The sequence below is a fragment of the Kribbella aluminosa genome (genome assembly GCF_017876295.1).
GTDB lineage: Bacteria > Actinomycetota > Actinomycetes > Propionibacteriales > Kribbellaceae > Kribbella > Kribbella aluminosa.
This window is the reverse complement of the sequence record NZ_JAGINT010000002.1, coordinates 1287731-1304641: the sequence shown is the minus strand read 5'-3', so window position 1 is coordinate 1304641 and position 16911 is coordinate 1287731. Positions and strand designations below refer to the sequence as shown.

Genomic DNA, 16911 nt, shown 5'->3' with positions numbered 1-16911 from the left:
GGGCGGCTAACACTGTCAGGTCGTCGGGCTGCATGATGTGCGGTGCCCGACTGCAGTCCATGCCCTGGAGATTCCAGTGACTGAGCCCGATCTCGCCAACTCGGCGGATACCTTCGCCCGGCTGGCGATCGAGCTGCACGACGCGCCTGGTGTCGAGGAGACGATCGACGCGGTGGTGCAGTTCGCCCAGCAGGCGTTGAGCTGCACGTATGCCGGTGTCGCCTTGTACACCCGTGGTTCGCAGGCCGAGATCGCCGCCGTGACCGATCCGGTGGTGACCGCGTTCTACGAGCGGCAGATCGCCACGGAGAGTGGTCCGCTGATCACGGCCTTACGAGAACGTGCGGCGGTCCTGATCCACGACACCGCCACCGACGAACGCTGGCCCGAGCTCGGGACCGAGCCGCCGGCGATCCGGAGCCTGCTCGACGTACCGTTGGCGACCGGTGACGCGCCGCGGCGTACGGTCGGCGTGCTCGGGCTGTACGGCGCCGAGCCGGGGGCGTTCACCGCCGACGACGAGGCGATCGCGTACGTGCTCGCGCAGCACGCGTCGGTCGCGGTGGCGTCCGCGCGGCACGAGGAGACGATGGCGCAGGCCGTCGACGCGCGGAAGCTGATCGGCCAGGCGATGGGGATCCTGATGGAGCGCTTCGACGTGGACGGCGACCGGGCGTTCGCGATCCTCAAGCGGTACTCGCAGGACACCAACACCAAACTGCGCGACGTCGCGCAGCAGCTCATCGATACGCGCAGACTCCCGCACTAGCGGCAATCTGACACCGTTGTCCGGCAGCCACCGGCGGCGAACCGTTGCATACTGCGGGGTGAGCCTGACGCCGGGACTTGTGCGGCCAGTACCGCGGACCGGGTCACGTCTCGGCGTCACAAGCCCGGACCCCGCCGACGCTGCCACGTTACGCTGGCGCAATGGGTGAGTGGCGGCCGTTGGCGGGGCCCTCGCGGCAGGTCGCGCTGGAGATCCTGCTGGACGGGCCGTTGTCGCGGGCCGAGTTGTCCCGGCGCGTGGGGCTGTCGCCCGGAAGCCTCACCCGGCTGACGAAGCCGATGGTGGAGTCCGGTCTGCTGGTCGAGGTCGAGGGCGGTCCCACCGACTCCCGGGTCGGCCGGCCGTCGCAACCGCTCGATCTGGACGCGACCGCGCACCACTTCGCCGGGATCAAGCTCACCGGCGACTCCGCGATCGGCGTACTGACCACCCTGCGCGCCGACGTCCTGGCCAGCGTCGAGCGCCCGATCGTCGACCAGACGCCGTCCGCCGTCGCGGACCTGGTCCTCGAGATCACCGACGAGCTGCAGCTCCAGGTCCCCGGCGGCCGGGCGCTCACCGGACTCGGCGTCTCGATCGGCGGCCGGATCGCGAACCGCTCCGAGGTCCGCTGGGGGCCGTACCTGAACTGGGTCGACGTACCGTTCGGTGAGATCCTCGCCGCGCACACCGCCGTCCCGATCGTGCTCGCGAACGACCTGACCTCGCTGACCGAGGCCACGCACTGGTTCGGCGCCGGCCGGAACTCGGACCGCTTCGTCCTGCTCACCATCGGCGCCGGCGTCGGATACGGGCTGGTCGTCCACAACCGGGTCGTGGACAGCCCGGACGTCACGCTCGGCCTGATCGGGCACCACCCGCTGCTCCCCGACGGCCCGCTCTGCGACCGCGGCCACCGCGGCTGCGCGCTCAGCCTGCTCACGGTCGGCGCGATCACCGGCCAGCTCGGTACGGCGCTGGGCCGGAGCGTCGGGTACGACGAGGCGCTCGATCTCGCGGCGAAGGGCGATCCGGTCGCGCGCGAGGTCGTCGGGCGCGCGGGTCGTGCTCTCGGCAAGCTGATCGCCGCGGCCGCGAACTTCACGATGCCCGGGCTCGTCGTCCTCGGCGGCGAGGGCATCCGGCTCGCCGAGGTCGCGCGCGAGGAGCTGCTGGCCGGCCTGCACGCGGACCGGCACCCGTCCGCCGCCGAGCTGCCGATGGTGCTGCAGCCGGCCGACTTCAGCGAATGGGCCCGGGGCGCGGCCGTGGTCGCGATCCAGACCTTCGTCCTCGGCATCGAGTAACTGTCTATCTCGCGATAGTCAGTTACAATCATCGGCATGATGAGGCGATGGCTGGAAGGCTGGCGGCTCTGCCGCGGCCTGGAGCCGGTGATCGAGTACCCCGACGCGTACGCCGCCGTACTGCGTCTGCCCGGGCGTGACCGCGAACTGTTCACCCGCACCGACGACGCGGCGACGGTGGATCGGCTGGCGTCGTCCCTGCCGGAGGAGACCTGGCTGACGGTGACCACACAGACCGGCGACCGGGTCGCGGGTCAGCTATTGGCTGCGGGCGTCGAGCCGTTCGACGAGCGGAAGACGCTGATGTCGATCGACCTCCAGCACCACCCACACCCCTACCCGCCGCCCCACCCGCAGGGAGTGCAGAGGGCGCAGGTGGGGCAGGCGGGCGACGGCTATCGGCTCAGGCTGGGGTCCGATGGGCCGCTCGAGTACGTTCACCTGCTGACGTGGGACGGCGCCGTCGCGGCCCACGGGATGGCGGCGATCGTCGGATCGGATGCCGTGATGCACGACATCCAGACCGATCCGGCGCACCGGCGGCGCGGGCTCGGCAGTGTGGTGATGGGCGCGCTGGCCGGGCGAGGGATCGAACGCGGGGCACGGACCGGTCTGTTGATGGCGACCACCGACGGTTTCCATTTGTACCGTCGCCTCGGCTGGACGGCCGAGGCGACGATGGTGACGGCGTCAGGTGCTCGCCTTGGCCCGGTGCGCAGCGACCTTGGTCCGGTTCTGGCAGGCGGTTGAGCAGAACCGCTGGGTGCGGTTGCGGGTCGAGTCCAGGAACAGGTCGTCGCAGCGCGCCGCCGCACAGCGCCGTACCCGCTCCAGTTCGTCGCTCCCAAGCAGCATCGCGACGGCGGTCGCGAACTCGGCGAGCCAGCCGGCCGCGGCCTCCGGGTTGCCGAAGTGCAGGTGCCACGGCTCGCCCACGTCGCGGGTTAGCTGCGGCGCCGCCTTGGTCTGCTGGAGCAGCAGGTTCACGAGCGCCGCGGCCGCGTCGACGTCCGGCAGGGTGCTGAGCGCGTCGTACAGCGTCTTCGCGCCGGCCGCGTAGTCGCTTGGGTCGACGGCCGGCGGGCGCTTCGTGGTCAGCCGCAGTACGGCGTCGACGGATGCGGCGTCCGCAGCACGGGCCGGGCGGCCTTGGCGCATCGCCGAGCCGAAGGTGTTCGCCAGCGCGATCGCGGCCGTCAGCGAGTCGTTCAGGTGATCGGTGGCTTCCACCGGTCCAGTATCGGGGAAAGTTCGGCGGACCGGGTGAATTCATTCACCGGGATGAGGTGCGTCATACCAGCGTCGTCCTCGGCGGCGACAGACATCCGTCCGCACTCCGATGATGCCGATCGTTGCCGGAAACAACAACGATCGGCAGGTACCTCGTCCAGTCCCACCACCGCCCGAACCCGTGGGATCGCCGGACCGGCGGAGGCGGTCGAGCTGCTCGGCCACCCGGCGATCCCGATGGTGATCGATGCCGAGGGCAACTGGAAGGACGGGCAGCACGCGACGAACCTTCCGTCGTCGCTCGCTGCGATCGCGGAAGCCGCACCTGATCCTGGTGGAGCGGTAGATGGTCGGCCGGGAGATCGACCTTGCGGTGCTGGAGTTCCCCGACGGACGGATCGAGACCGCGCCGGCGCTGGAGATCCACCCGGATCCGGAGCAGCCGTTCTTCAACGCCGCCGCGAAGTACGACAGCGGCGCCACGCGGTTCGTCGTACCGGCGCCGCTCGATACCGGGCTCGCGGCGCGGTTGCGCCGTACGGCGATCGAGGCCTTCGAGGTGCTCCTCTGCGCGGGCCTGGTCGTACGGCGACCGCTACTGGGCGTTCCCGAAGCACCGTCCGAACACCCTACGGCCCGGCGTACAGCCTCACATAACAGCCCAGGCCAACCGCCCCCAGCGCACCACCCGCCGCACCGGTCCTGCAACCCGGGGTGGCGTGCATTCTCGACAGGAGGTGTCGGCCTGTCGGGTAGTGCACCTGAGCGTGATCGGGATCGCGCGTACGGTGTCTCGCCGGTGCTCTACCTGTCGAACGTGCACACAAACGTCCCGGAAAAGCCGCCTTGGGGAGGATCGCGACCCGCTCCGGGAGGCAATCCACCCCAACCCGGTCCCCGGGCCCGCGAACTGCCCGGTGCAGGGTCGTTCGGGAAGCTGGACGAGCTCGGGTCGATCCAATGGCTGTGCGAGGCCGAGCATCCGGACGGTACGCCGATCATGCACGAGTTCACCCGCGCCAAGGGGCGGTTCATGGACACCGTGTACGTGAAGACGTCGGAGCGGTCGACGCGGAAGTTCCCGCTGATCCTGACGACCGGGGCGGATCCTGTCGCAGTACAACGTCGGAGCGCAGACGCGGCGTACGGCGAACGTGGCGTGGCATCCGGAGGACGTGCTGAAGATTTATCCGCACGACGCCGAGGTGCATGAGGTGACCGACGGCGACGTGATCACGCTGTCCAGCCGGGTGGGGCGGACGGTAGTTGCTGAGGGCAACCGATGGGCGGCGGCGTTCCGACGCACGTCCGGCCCGCCAACGAGATCGCCGCGCAGTTCGCCCACCGCTCCCTCGCGGAGCCCGCCACCGCCATCGCCAACCACATGAACGCGGTCTGGGACCCCCGCATGAAACAGGCCCTGATCAACCACGCCAACTCCGGCGCCACAGACCTCGCCCCTCCCGCAGCCCTAGCCGCGCAACAACTCCACACCCCAAGACCCACCCCACCCCGGGCGAGACAGCGAGCGCTGGGCACACAACATCAACCACACCCGCTGGGCGGGGTTGGTTCGACAATGGGGGGATGGTTGGAGAGGGTGGGTGTGTGGAGGACAGGCCCGGGGGAATTGACGTGCGCAGGCGGCGGGATGCTGTGGCGTGGGATGTGGCTCGGCAGTTGGCGTATGCGGTGGCGCGGCCGGGAGTGGTGGCTTCTCGGGGGCTGGGGGATGCGGACGGGTGCGTGCTGGGGACGCCGTTGGTGGCGCCCGTGGCGGTGCCGGCGGTGGATCGGTCGGCCATGGACGGGTACGCCGTACGCGGGGACGGGCCCTGGCGGATCGTCGGGCATGTAGCGGCAGGGGTCGCGGAGCCTGGGACGTTGGAGGACGGCGAGGCGACCGGGATTGTGACGGGCGCGACCGTGCCGGTGGGGGCGACCTGCGTCGTACGGTCGGAGGATGCGGTCGTGAGCGGCGACCGGCTGGAGGGGCCGGCGAAGGAAGGGCGGCACATCCGGCGTACCGGCGAGGAGTGCAAGCCCGGCGACCAGCTGCTCCCGGCGGGGATCGTGGTCGACCCGGCCGTGCTCGGGCTCGCCGCGACCGTCGGACTCAACCGGCTCACGGTCGTCCCACCACCCACAGTCGCAGCCGTCATCACCGGCGACGAACTCGTCCACCGCGGCCCGTCCTCCCCCGGCCGCATCCGCGACGCCATCGGCCCGATGCTCCCCGGCCTGATCACCCGCGCCGGCGCCCGCAACGGACCGCTCACGCACCTGCGAGACGACCGCGACGCCCTGGTCAAGGCCCTGAAGGAGACCCAGGCCGAGCTCGTCCTCGTCTCCGGCTCCTCGGCGTCCGGCCCCGCCGACCACCTCCGCGCCGTGCTCACCGAACTCGACGCCGACCTGATCGTCGACGGTGTCGCCTGCCGCCCGGGTCACCCGCAGGCGCTCGCCCAGCTACCCGACGGCCGCCTGGTCCTCGGCCTCCCGGGCAACCCGCACGCCGCGCTCGTCGCGTTCCTGACCCTGGGCGTCGCCGCGATCACCCGCATGCGCGGACTCCCCCTCGCCACGCTTGCCAACATCGCCGTACCGGGCGGCATCACCTGCCACCCCACCAACACCCGCCTCGTCCCGATCCGCCTCACCGCACAGGGCGCCGTACCGGTCGGCCACGACGGGGCTGCCATGCTCCGCGGCCCGGCGGTCGCCGACGCCCTCGCCGTCGTCGCCCCGGGCCCGTCCGAGGCGATCGCCGCCCGCCTGCTCCCGATCGACCCCGGAGCCCGCCCGTGGATCCTCTGACGCAAAATGTCGAGGCCCTCCGGGCGCGTCCGACGTACCGGGCATGAGAGAGCGCAGCGAGCGAACAGACAGCAGAGCCGACCTTGTCGTTCAGGCCGGAGCCGAGCGCAGCGAGGCGGAGGCGTGAACGATTACGGAGTGACCGGTGCGACCACCGGTGTCGAGGTACTGATGCAGCTGCCGGCCCGCACCGTCTGGGCCGGGATCACCGCGATCCAGCGGTACGGCGAGTGGAGCCCCGAGTGCTACTACGGCGCGTGGCTGGAGCCGGGCGCCCGTTTCGAGGCGCGGAACCGCTTCCCGAACGGGTTCGAGACGTACGTGACCTGCACGGTCACCGTCCTGGAGGAGCCGAAGCGCTTCGGCTGGGATGTGTACGGCGGCGAGGAGTTCCCGCTCGCGAACTGGGCCTACGAGCTGGAGGACCGCGGCGAGGCGACCCTCGTCCGGCAGACGTTCACGCACGGCCCGGGCGACAGCGGCCTACGGATGGGTGTGGTGAAGTACCCGGACCGCGCCGCGGAGATCATCCAGGGACGCCTCGACGAACTGGCCACCAACATGCGAAAGACCCTCGCCGCCATGGAGTCGGCCCTCTGACACTGGTTGGGAGCACGTCCGACGTGCTCCCGAATCAGGACGCCTCGCTCTTCTCCGTCTGTGCCGAGGGAGCTGTCCAGAGACAGTCGGCCGTACCTGCGTCGACGTGCTGCTGGTAGATGTCGACCTTCCAGGTGATCACGTTCAGGCATTCGTTGAGCTCGGCGATCTGCGCGCTCACGTAGTCCTGGTGGCTCTTCAGCAGAGCGAGCCGGTCCGCCTCGTTGCCCGGCCCTTGCCGGACCAGGTCCGTGTACTTGCGGATGGTGTCCAGCGGCATCCCGGACGAGCGGAACTTGATGCACATGCCCAGCCACTCGACGTCGTCCTCGGTGTAGACGCGCCGCCCGTTCGACTCCCGCCGTACCTGATCGGCGAGCAGACCCTCGCGCTCGTAGAACCGCAGCGCGTGCACACTCAAGCCGGTCCGCTCCGCCACCTGCCCGATACTCAGTCCACCCATACGGCACCTTAACCCCGAACTAGACCAAGGGCTTCAAGGCCGAGAGCGCCTGTTGTACGTCGGCACGCGTCGTGTAGATGTGGAACGACGCGCGCAGCTTCCCGTCCCGTACGGCGGCCCGGATGCCCGCCGCGGCGAACGCTTCCTGGGCGCCGGGCAGCTCCGTACTGACGATCGCGCTGTTCGACGGCGGCAGCCCGAGCCCGGCGCGGAACTCGTTCGCGAGTGCGAGGTTGTGCCGGTTGATCGTGCCGACGCCGATCTGCTCGATCAGCTCCAGCGCCGGTGCCGCCCCGACGAAGCAGAACCAGGACGGCGACTGGTCGAACCTCCGCGCCCCGGGGCCGAGCTCCATCGCCGGCCCGTAGTACGAGCCGTGGATGTCGCGTGCGGCGTACCACCCGGCGGCGGACGGACGGCAGCGCTCCTGCAGCCGCGGCGACAGGTACCCGAAGGTCGCGCCGCGCGGCGACATCAACCACTTGTAACTGTGCGCGATCAGCGCGTCGACCCCGTCCACGGTGAGCGGATGCCAGCCCACCGCCTGGGTCGCGTCGAGCACCACGAGCGCGTCGATCTGCTTGCTCGCGGCAACTACCGCGGGCAGGTCGAGGACGTCGCCGGTCGACGACTGCACGGCACTGACCGCGACGACGTCGACGCCCGCCGTGATGGCCGCGACCAGCTCGTCCGACGGTACGGCGACCACCTGGACGCCGCGGTCGGCGTGCACCTGCCAGGGGAACACGTTCGACGTGAACTCGACGTTGTCGGTCAGCACCTTCGCGCCGTCCGGCAACGCGTTCGCGATCGGCGCCACCGCGGCCGACACCGTGCTCCCGACGAACACGTCCGCAGCCTGCGCCCCGACCAGCCGCGCGAACGACTCCCGCGCCCGGGTCGTCGACTCGTCCCACGGCTCCCAACTGGTCGCCCCGACCCGCCAGTCCCCCAGCGCCGCCTGCAACGCCTCCCACGCCGGCCGCGGCGGCAGCCCGTACGACGCCGTGTTCAACCACCCCGGCTCGGCATCCCACAACTCCGCGATCTCCATCCCCCCACCCTACGGACCCCGCTTTGAGAACCCACCAACCAGGTTTCCGGCCCGGAAACGGTTGGTGGCTTCTCAAAGTGGGTTGACCTAGACAGCGGTCTAGCTCCTAGCGTTCGGGGGACCTACACGAAGGAGCTACGGAGATGCGTTACCGCACGCTGGGTGGGACCGGGATCGAGGTCAGCACGCACTGTCTCGGCGCGATGATGTTCGGCGCGGTCGGCAACCCCGACCACGACGACTGCGTCCGGATCATCCACGCCGCCCTGGACCAGGGCGTCAACTTCGTCGACACCGCGGACATGTACTCGGCGGGCGAGTCCGAGGTGATCGTCGGCAAGGCGCTCAAGGACCGCCGCGACGACGTCGTACTGGCGACCAAGGTGCACTTCCCGTTCACCGAGGGCCGGAACCGGAGCGGCAACTCGCGGCGCTGGATCACCCGCGCGGTCGAGGACAGCCTGCGTCGCCTCGGCACCGACTGGATCGACCTGTACCAGATCCACCGGCCGGACCACACCACGGACATCGAGGAGACGCTCTGGGTGCTCAGCGACCTGGTCAGCGCCGGCAAGATCCGCGCGTTCGGCTGCTCGGCGTTCCCGGCCGAGGACATCGTCGAGGCGTACCACGTGGCCGACCGGCGCGGGTACGGGCGCTTCCGGACGATGCAGCCGACATACTCGATGATGGCCCGCGGCATCGAGCGGTCGGTGCTGCCGACGTCCCGGCGACTGGGGATGGGCGTGTTGACCTACAGCCCGCTGGCGTTCGGTTTCCTGTCCGGGAAGATCCGCAAGAACCAGCCGATCGACATGACGTCGGGTCGCGCCGCGCTCGCCCCCGAGCGCTTCGACCCCACGCTGCCCGCGAACGCCGTGAAGTACGACGCCGTCGAGCAGTTCATCGAAGTTGCCGACGGCATCGGTACGACGCTGCCGGAGCTGGCGCTGTCCTTCGTGACGTCGCACCCGGCGGTCACGTCGGTGATCTCCGGGCCGCGGACGATGGAGCAGCTCGACGGGCTGATCAAAGCCGCCGACCTGACTCTCGATGACAAAACACTGGACCGGATCGACGAGATCGTCCCGCCCGGTACCGACCTGTATCGGGCGGACGCCGCCTGGCAACCGCAGTCGATCACCGACGTCGGCCAGTGGCGCCGCCCGCTGTCCGATCGCTGACGCTCCTCGTATCGTGGGTGGCAGCCAACAGTTCGTCAGGGAGGGTGTCATGAGCTTCGACAGGCCCGGTCTGCCGCATCCCGGTCACGAGATGGATCCGGCGATCGACGACACCCTCCGCGAGGAGGGCATCGAACTCACCAAGAACGACGAGCCCGACATCCCGGACCACCCGGGCGGCCCGTCCGCGGGCCCGCAGCCGAACCCTCCACGCCGCCCGGCACACGAGGACCAGGACGCGACTCCCGATCCCGCGCCGTAACTCACTCGACTTCAGGTGCACTACCGTGGCGCCCATGGTGACGCCGTGGCGGTGACGATGCGTGATGTCGCGCGCGCGGCCGGGGTGTCGCCGAAGACCGTGTCGAACGTGATGAACGGATACCCGTACATCCGCGAGGAGACCCGGACCAAGGTGCTCGCCGCGATCGACGCGCTCGACTACCGGATGAACATCTCCGCCCGGAACCTCAAGTCCGGGCGCACCGGCGTGATCGCGCTGGCCGTCCCCGAGCTCAGCAACCCGTACTTCGCCGAGCTTGCGGACGCCACCATCGAGGCCGCCGGCGAGCACGGCCTGACCGTGATGATCGAGACCACCGGCGCCGACCGCGAACGCGAACTGTCCGCGCTCGCCCGCCCGCGCGGTCACCTGGTCGACGGCCTGCTCTACAGCCCGCTCGGTCTCGGCCCGGAGGACGTCGACGAGCTGAAGACCTCGACGCCGATGGTGCTGCTCGGCGAGCGGATCTTCCACGGCCCGGTCGACCACGTGATGATCGACAACGTCGACGGCACCAAGGCGGTCATCCGGCACCTGCTCGACCAGGGCCGCCGGCGGATCGCGGTGATCGGCGTCCGCCCGGGCGAGCAGGTCGGCACCGCGGCCATCCGGTACGGCGCTTACACGTCGACGCTGGCCGAGTACGGCGTACCGGTGGTGGCGGAGCTGGCCGTACCGGGTGGGGCGTGGCGGCGGTCGAGTGGCGCGGATGCGGTGCAGGAGCTGCTGGAGCGCGGGGTCGAGTTCGACGCCGTGTTCGCGTTGAACGACTTGCTTGCTTTGGGCGCGATGCGGACGTTGATCGGGCGTGGGATGCGGGTGCCGGAGGATGTCGCGGTGGCGGGGTTCGACAACATCGACGAGTCCGCGTTCAGCAGTCCGGCGCTGACCACGGTCGACGCCGGGCGGATCCAGATCGCGCGGACCGCGGTCGACCTGCTGGTCCGCCGCCTGAGCGGCGACGACGGACCCCCGGCCGAGATCGTCGCGCCGTACGAGCTGCACCTGCGCGAATCCACCCGCAACTGACCTCTTGACCTGGAGCGAGGGCTGCCAGCATGATCTTCTACACCGATGTAGTACACCGATGTAGAAGGATGCGCCCGTGACCTCTGCCAGCCTCACTCTGGATCCTGCTTTCGTGGTCGCGCCGGTCAACCGGCGGACGTTCGGCACCTTCGTCGAGCACATGGGCCGGTGCGTCTACACCGGCATCTACGAGCCGGGCCACGCGACCGCCGACGAGGACGGTTTCCGGAAAGACGTCCTGGAACTGACCCGTGAGCTGGGCGTTTCCGTGGTCCGGTATCCCGGCGGAAACTTCGTGTCCGGCTATCGCTGGGAGGACGGCGTCGGCCCGCGCGACCAGCGCCCGCGGCGGCTCGACCTGGCCTGGCACAGCGTCGAGACCAACGAGTTCGGCCTGGACGAGTTCAGCAGGTGGTGCGCCAAGGCCGGCGTCGAGCCGATGATGGCGATCAACCTCGGCACCCGCGGCGTCCAGGAGGCGCTCGATCTACTCGAGTACACCAATCACCCCGACGGGACCACGCTGTCCGATCTACGCGTGTCACATGGTGCCTCGCCGTACGGGATCAAGCTCTGGTGTCTCGGCAACGAGCTCGACGGGCCGTGGCAGGTCGGGCACAAGACGCCGGCCGAGTACGGGCGGCTCGCGGCCGAGACCGCGCGGGCGATGCGGATGATCGAGCCGGACCTGCAGCTGGTGGCGTGCGGGTCGTCCTCGTCGAAGATGCCGCTGTTCGGGACCTGGGAGCGGGACGTCCTGCGGGAGACCTACGAGTTCGTCGACTACATCTCCTGCCACGCGTACTACGGCAACGACGACGGCGACACGGCGTCGTTCCTGGCGTCCGCGGTGGACATGGACCACTTCATCGACTCGGTCGTCGCGACCGCCGACCACGTCGGCGCGGAACTCAAGAGCAGCAAGAAGATCAGCATCTCGTTCGACGAGTGGAACGTCTGGTACGGCGACCGTTCGCGGCGCACCGACGGACCGGGCGACCAGTGGGACGTGGCGCCGCGGCGGATCGAGGACGAGTACAACGTCACCGATGCCGTTGTGGTCGGCAACCTGCTGATCTCGCTGCTGCGGCACAGCGACCGGGTCGGCGTCGCCTGCCTGGCGCAGCTCGCGAACGTGATCGCGCCGATCATGACCGAGCCGGGCGGCGCGGCCTGGCGGCAGCCGACGTTCCACCCGTTCGCGATCACCTCCAGGCTCGCGGCCGGTCAGGTCCTGCGGATCGAGACCGACTCCCCCACGGTCAGCACCGCCCGGTACGGCGACGTACCGGCCGTCGACGCGGTCGCGACGTACGACGAGGGCCGGGTCGCGCTGTTCGCGGTGAACCGCTCGGGCGACGGGCCGGTCGAGGTCACGATCGACGTCAGCCGGACCGGTGCGACCGCGATCGACGAGGCGGTCATCGTGCACGACGACGACCCGAACGCCACCAACACGGCGACCGCACCCGACCGGGTCACCGCGCAGCCGTTCGAGTCCGCGCGGCTGGCGGACGGCAAGCTGACGATCACCCTGCCGGCGATCAGCTGGACGGCGATTTCGCTGACGCAGTGACCTCGGTCGACCCCCATGGCTCAGACTATGGCCCGTGACCAATCCGTCTGAGCAGCCCGACCTCGCCGAGACCGCACGGCTGGAAGCCTTCAGTGACGGCGTTTTCGCGATCGCGATCACCCTCCTCGTGCTCGAGCTGCACGCTCCGAAGCTCGAGGGGGGCCAGCGGTTGTGGCCGGCGCTGCTGAACGAGTGGCCGCAGTTCGCGGCGTACCTGGCCAGCTTCGCGATCCTCGGCATCATGTGGGTGAACCACCACTCGATGTTCCGCCAGATCCAGCGCGCGGACCGCGGGCTGATGTTCCTCAACCTGCTGCTGTTGCTGTGGGTGACGCTGCTGCCGTTCCCGACCAGCCTGTTCGCGGAACACCTCGAGGACAAGACGAGCAACGGGCACGTCGCGGCCGCGGTCTACAGCGCGACGCTGACGCTGGCGGCGATCGCGTTCAGCCTGATCTGGTGGTACGTCCTCCGCCACCACCTGGTCGAGCACACGATGTCGAAGGCCGAGATCCGCAAGTCTCTGGTGCGCTACTCGGTAGGCACGGTGATCTACGCGGCGACGATCGGGTTCTCGTTCGTCTCGCCGCAGCTCACGCTGGTGATCGTGTTCGTGCTGGCGCTGTACTACGGGTTCGAGCAGGTCAGGACCCGCGGCGGAACTGCGTGATGTGGATGCCGGGGGCAACTTCGATGCGGCCGGTCTCGGCGTACCCGCGGGACTTGTACAGGTTCACGGCCGGGAGGTTGGCGGATCCGCAGCGCCCCGTCATACGCCCCGAGCCAGTGCTCCGCGGAGGCCATCAACTCGTGTAGATCCTCCTGCAACGGCGGGATCCCGTCGAACCCGATCAGCTCGGCCTCCACGGCGTACGCAGCATGCTGAACCGCCAGCAACCGCGCCGCCAGCGGACGGTCGGTAACGTCGAGCGTGGTGATCACACGCGGCACCCTACTATTGGTGCCGAGGAAGTTAGCCGAGCCTAACTTGAATCGACATGGGGGCGATGTTGTGAACGCGAGGGTGTTCCGGGATTCGTACGGCGTACCGCACTTGCAGGCCGGGGATCCGCTCGCGTTGGTGTATCTGCAGGGCGTGAACGCCGCCCGCGACCGGGCCTGGCAGATCGAGCTGGACCGGCGGCGGTGTCTCGGGACGAGTGCCGCGTTCCTCGGGGCGGAGGCGGTCGGGTGGGACGTTTTCGCCCGGCAGGCGCGGCTCGCGGACACGGCGCGGCGATGCTTCGAGTCGCTCGACGGCGAGACGCAGGAGTGGGTCACGGCGTACGTCGACGGAGTGAACCACGCACTGGCGGGCGGGGCGCGGCGGGCGCCGGAGTTCGCAGAGACCGGGTTGGCGCCGCAGGTGTGGGAGCCGTGGGCACCGCTCGGGATCTGGCTGGCGGTGCACATCCTGTTCGCCGGGTTCCCGTCGAAGCTCTGGCGGACGCACGTCGCGTCGGTCCTCGGTGACGACGCGCTCGAACTCTTCTCGTCGGAAGGCCCACACGGCTCCGGGAGCAACGGATGGTTGATCCCCGGCACGCACACGGCGTCGGGTCAGCCGATCGTCGCGGGCGACCCGCACCGCTACATCGAGAACCCGGGCGTGTACCAGCAGCTCCGCCTCACCTGCCCCGAGTACGACGTCTTCGGCCTGGCCGTCCCGGGCATCCCGGGCCTCGCGCACTTCGGCCACACCGGCACGGTCGCGTGGGCGATCACCAACGCGATGTCCGATTACCAGGACCTGTACGCCGAGCAGCTCCGCCGGACAGCTACACGTGTAGAAGCGCTCGGCCCGGACGGATGGAAGCCGGCCACCGCGCACACCGAGGTGGTGGAGGTGGCGGGCGGCGATCTCGTCGAGCTGGAGGTGATCGAGACCGACCGCGGACCGGTGATCACGGGGCCGGAGGACGGGAAGGCGATCTCGCTCCGGTATCCGCCCCGGGTGACCGGCAAGCTCGGGTTCGAGGTGATGGCTCGGTTGCTGCGGGCAACCACCGTGGCCGACGTCGACGCGGCGTTCGACGACTGGGTGGAGCCGGTGAACGTCGTACTCGCGGCCGACACCGCGGGCGGCCTGCTGCACCGGGCCGCCGGCGTCGTACCGCGTCGTGCCCGCGCCAACATGCTGCGCGTCGTACCAGCCTGGGAACCCGGGCACGAGTGGGACGGCTGGCACACGCCGATGCCGCGCGCCGACGTGGACGGTCCGGTCGCGATGGCGAACGCGCGTGAGCTGGCCGCAGACCTCGGTGTCGAGTTCGCGGCACCGCACCGCGCCGACCGGATCCGCGAGCTGGTGAACGCTCGCCGCGACTGGTCGGTCGACGACATGCCGAGCATCCACCGGGACACGTACCTCGGCTCGGCGGGCTCCGTCCTCGACCTGCTCACGGACCTCGACGGCCTGTCGTCGGAAGCAGTTGCCCTCCGCAATGAACTCTTCGGGTGGGACCGCCACATGGACGCGACGAGCACGACGGCGTCGTCGTACGCCGCGATCCGCAAGGCGCTCGTCTCGCGGCTCACAGACCACTTCACGATGCTCGAGAACCCCGACGTGGCGGACATCTTCACGCCGTGGATGGACCCGCTGGCGCACGTCTCGTACGCGCTCGAGAACCTGCTCGCCACGGACCTGGTCCCGCAGGTCAACATCGCCTGGCTGGCCCGCGAGGCGCTGGAGGAGGTCGCCGCGAACAGCCCGCGCCCGCCGTGGGGCGAGACGCACCAGCTCGCGCCGCTGCACGCGTTGCGCGGCCCGGTGTTCGCGCCGTCCGAGGAGCCGTTCGACCTCGGGCTGTCCGGCGATCACCATTGCGTGATGTCCACGTCGAGCCTTCCCGGGCTGACGGACGTGTCGATCCGCGCCTCGGCGGCCCGGTACGCGTGGGACCTCGCGGATCGCTCCGCCAGCAGCTGGATCGTCCCGCTCGGCGCGTCCGGCGTACTCGGCGATCCACACCATCACGACCAGCTCCCGCTCTGGCTGCAGGGTTCCCTCGCGCCCGTCGACGACCAGGTCACTCGCGAGGACCGCGGCCACGAGCACACCGTCGACGGTTTCGGTACGGTCCGCATCGAGGAGGCGGATCCGGAGCGCGACCTCGACCTGATCCACGAGTGGGTGACGGCGGAGCGCGCGGTCTTCTGGGGCATGCAGTCGTTGTCCCGCGACGAGATCGCGGAGATCTACCGGTTCCTGGACTCGGTGCCGACGCATCACGTGTACGTCGTACGGCTGGACGGGGTGCCGGTGGCGTTGCTGCAGACGTACGACCCGCAGGCGGATCCGGTGGGGGCGGCGTACGACGTCGAGGCGGGCGATCTCGGCGTACACCTGCTGATCGCCCCCGGCGAGGCCCGGTCCGGCTTCACCGGGAGGCTGATCGAGGTGCTGATCGCGTTCATCTTCGAGCACCTCGGCAATCCACGGATCGTCGTCGACCCGGACGTCCGGAACACCCCCGCGATCGCTCGCTTCCAGCGGAGCGGCTTCGCCCTCGGCCCGGAGGCGAAGATCGTCCACCCGGACGGCAGCACCAAGACGGCGCAGCTCGCCTTCCGCCGGAAACGGCGTCCGGGGCGCGGACTCAGCTCTTGACGGCGAGGACGGCGGCGATCAGGCGCTGGTAGTCGGTGAGGTCGTCGGGTTCTTCGTCGTTGCGCCATTGGACGGCGGGGACGATCCCGGGCTCGAGGATCGTGAAGCCGTCACCGAAGAGCGCGAGGATCTGGTCGTCGGTGCGCCAGCGGCCACGGCCGAGGGAGCCCTGCAGGACCTGCTCGAGCTCCTGGCTGCGGGGGTCGTTCTCGCTGCGGAAGTGGCTGATGAAGACGTGGCTGCCGGGCGCGATCCGGTCCTTCCAGAACGCGACGATGCCGGCCGGGTCCTCGTCGTCGTTGACGTGATGCAGGGTGGCGCTGAAGATCACGCCGACGGGCTCGCCGAAGTCGATCAGGCGGAGGGTGTCCGCGTTCTCGAAGATGCTTTTCGGGTCGCGCAGGTCGGCCTGGATGACGGTGGTGTTGGCGTTCTCGGCGAGCAGCGCGCGGCCGTGGGCGAGCACGATCGGGTCGTTGTCGACGTACACGACCTTCGTCTCCGGAGCGAACCGCTGCGCGACCTGGTGGACGTTGTCGGCGGTCGGCAGGCCGCTGCCGAGGTCGACGAACTGCCGGACCGGCGTCGACCGGACGATCTCGTTCACCGCGCGGACCAGCGCACCGCGATTGTCGTACGCGATCACCCGGGAGCCGGGCAGTTCGTTGATGAACCGGTCGCCGAACGCACGGTCGACGGCGAAGTTGTCCTTCCCCCCGAGCAGGTAGTCGTACGTCCGGGCGATACTCGGCTTGGTGATGTCGAAGCCCGGGTACGGCGCGTGCTCCGTCACCCGCTCGTCTGCATCGGCCATGGCGCACAATCCTTCCTCGTCGCGACAGCTGTCACTCTATGCGACCCGGAAACTACATCGCTCCCGGCCCGGCCTGTCTCGCGCCGATGCCAGTTCCCGCATCATCAAAATCCCATCGCCTCCCGGGATCGTAGGTCGCGTGCTTGACCTCTGGGGGCGTGGGTTGCCGCAC

17 protein-coding genes are annotated in these 16911 nt (G+C 69.8%); 13 read left to right on the top strand and 4 right to left on the bottom strand.

Annotated features, from left to right (window positions below):
• Positions 1–76: 76 nt before the first annotated feature.
• The 3 genes from JOF29_RS27660 to JOF29_RS27650 all read left to right on the top strand — a co-directional run bounded on the left by JOF29_RS27660 (position 77) and on the right by JOF29_RS27650 (position 2826).
• A complete protein-coding gene (locus tag JOF29_RS27660) occupies positions 77–769 on the top strand; it encodes a GAF and ANTAR domain-containing protein (protein ID WP_209697347.1) in 693 nt (230 codons plus the stop codon).
• A gap of 161 nt (positions 770–930) precedes the next feature.
• Positions 931–2076: an ROK family transcriptional regulator gene (locus tag JOF29_RS27655; protein ID WP_209697346.1), complete on the top strand. Its 1146-nt coding sequence runs from the start codon at positions 931–933 to the stop codon at positions 2074–2076.
• A 36-nt stretch (positions 2077–2112) separates the two neighbouring features.
• On the top strand, positions 2113–2826 hold the full coding sequence (locus JOF29_RS27650) for a GNAT family N-acetyltransferase (protein ID WP_209697345.1): 714 nt from the start codon (positions 2113–2115) through the stop codon (positions 2824–2826).
• Here JOF29_RS27650 and JOF29_RS45560 read toward each other — a convergent pair.
• Complete coding sequence (locus JOF29_RS45560; protein WP_209697344.1) at positions 2767–3306, bottom strand: CGNR zinc finger domain-containing protein; 540 nt, start codon at positions 3304–3306, stop codon at positions 2767–2769. The genes JOF29_RS27650 and JOF29_RS45560 overlap by 60 nt on opposite strands.
• Positions 3307–3652: 346 nt before the next feature.
• Here JOF29_RS45560 and JOF29_RS27640 point away from each other — a divergent pair, with 346 nt between their 5' ends.
• From JOF29_RS27640 to JOF29_RS27620, 4 genes are all read left to right on the top strand, one after another.
• A complete protein-coding gene (locus tag JOF29_RS27640) occupies positions 3653–4519 on the top strand; it encodes a D-alanine--D-alanine ligase family protein (RefSeq protein WP_209697343.1) in 867 nt (288 codons plus the stop codon).
• Positions 4461–4694: a hypothetical protein gene (locus tag JOF29_RS27635; RefSeq protein ID WP_307863731.1), complete on the top strand. Its 234-nt coding sequence runs from the start codon at positions 4461–4463 to the stop codon at positions 4692–4694. The genes JOF29_RS27640 and JOF29_RS27635 overlap by 59 nt, the downstream gene beginning before the upstream one ends.
• Positions 4695–4893: 199 nt before the next feature.
• On the top strand, positions 4894–6123 hold the full coding sequence (locus JOF29_RS27625) for a molybdopterin molybdotransferase MoeA (protein ID WP_245359506.1): 1230 nt from the start codon (positions 4894–4896) through the stop codon (positions 6121–6123).
• Positions 6124–6246: 123 nt separating this feature from the next.
• Positions 6247–6723, top strand: coding sequence for an SRPBCC family protein (locus JOF29_RS27620; RefSeq protein WP_209697340.1), 477 nt, complete (start codon positions 6247–6249; stop codon positions 6721–6723).
• 34 nt (positions 6724–6757) lie between these two features.
• Here JOF29_RS27620 and JOF29_RS27615 read toward each other — a convergent pair whose 3' ends face one another.
• A complete protein-coding gene (locus tag JOF29_RS27615; RefSeq protein WP_209697339.1) occupies positions 6758–7186 on the bottom strand; it encodes a MerR family transcriptional regulator in 429 nt (142 codons plus the stop codon).
• A gap of 19 nt (positions 7187–7205) precedes the next feature.
• A complete protein-coding gene (locus JOF29_RS27610) occupies positions 7206–8240 on the bottom strand; it encodes an aminotransferase class V-fold PLP-dependent enzyme (protein ID WP_209697338.1) in 1035 nt (344 codons plus the stop codon).
• A 143-nt stretch (positions 8241–8383) separates the two neighbouring features.
• Here JOF29_RS27610 and JOF29_RS27605 point away from each other — a divergent pair, with 143 nt between their 5' ends.
• From JOF29_RS27605 to JOF29_RS27575, 6 genes are all read left to right on the top strand, one after another.
• Positions 8384–9424, top strand: a complete 1041-nt coding sequence (locus JOF29_RS27605) for an aldo/keto reductase (RefSeq protein ID WP_209697337.1) — start codon at positions 8384–8386, stop codon at positions 9422–9424.
• A gap of 49 nt (positions 9425–9473) precedes the next feature.
• Positions 9474–9686, top strand: a complete 213-nt coding sequence (locus JOF29_RS27600) for a hypothetical protein (RefSeq protein WP_209697336.1) — start codon at positions 9474–9476, stop codon at positions 9684–9686.
• Positions 9687–9731: 45 nt separating this feature from the next.
• Positions 9732–10736, top strand: coding sequence for a LacI family DNA-binding transcriptional regulator (locus JOF29_RS27595; RefSeq protein ID WP_209697335.1), 1005 nt, complete (start codon positions 9732–9734; stop codon positions 10734–10736).
• A 76-nt stretch (positions 10737–10812) separates the two neighbouring features.
• Positions 10813–12312 (top strand): arabinosylfuranosidase ArfA, encoded by a 1500-nt coding sequence (arfA, locus tag JOF29_RS27590; RefSeq protein WP_209697334.1) that lies wholly within the window; start codon positions 10813–10815, stop codon positions 12310–12312.
• A 34-nt stretch (positions 12313–12346) separates the two neighbouring features.
• Positions 12347–12982, top strand: a complete 636-nt coding sequence (locus tag JOF29_RS27585) for a TMEM175 family protein (protein ID WP_209697333.1) — start codon at positions 12347–12349, stop codon at positions 12980–12982.
• A gap of 342 nt (positions 12983–13324) precedes the next feature.
• Entirely contained in the window at positions 13325–15925 is a 2601-nt protein-coding gene (locus tag JOF29_RS27575) for a GNAT family N-acetyltransferase (protein WP_209697332.1), read from the top strand.
• On the opposite strand, the gene JOF29_RS27570 is transcribed toward JOF29_RS27575, so the two are convergent.
• On the bottom strand, positions 15915–16739 hold the full coding sequence (locus JOF29_RS27570) for an SAM-dependent methyltransferase (protein WP_209697331.1): 825 nt from the start codon (positions 16737–16739) through the stop codon (positions 15915–15917). The genes JOF29_RS27575 and JOF29_RS27570 overlap by 11 nt on opposite strands.
• Positions 16740–16911: the final 172 nt, after the last annotated feature.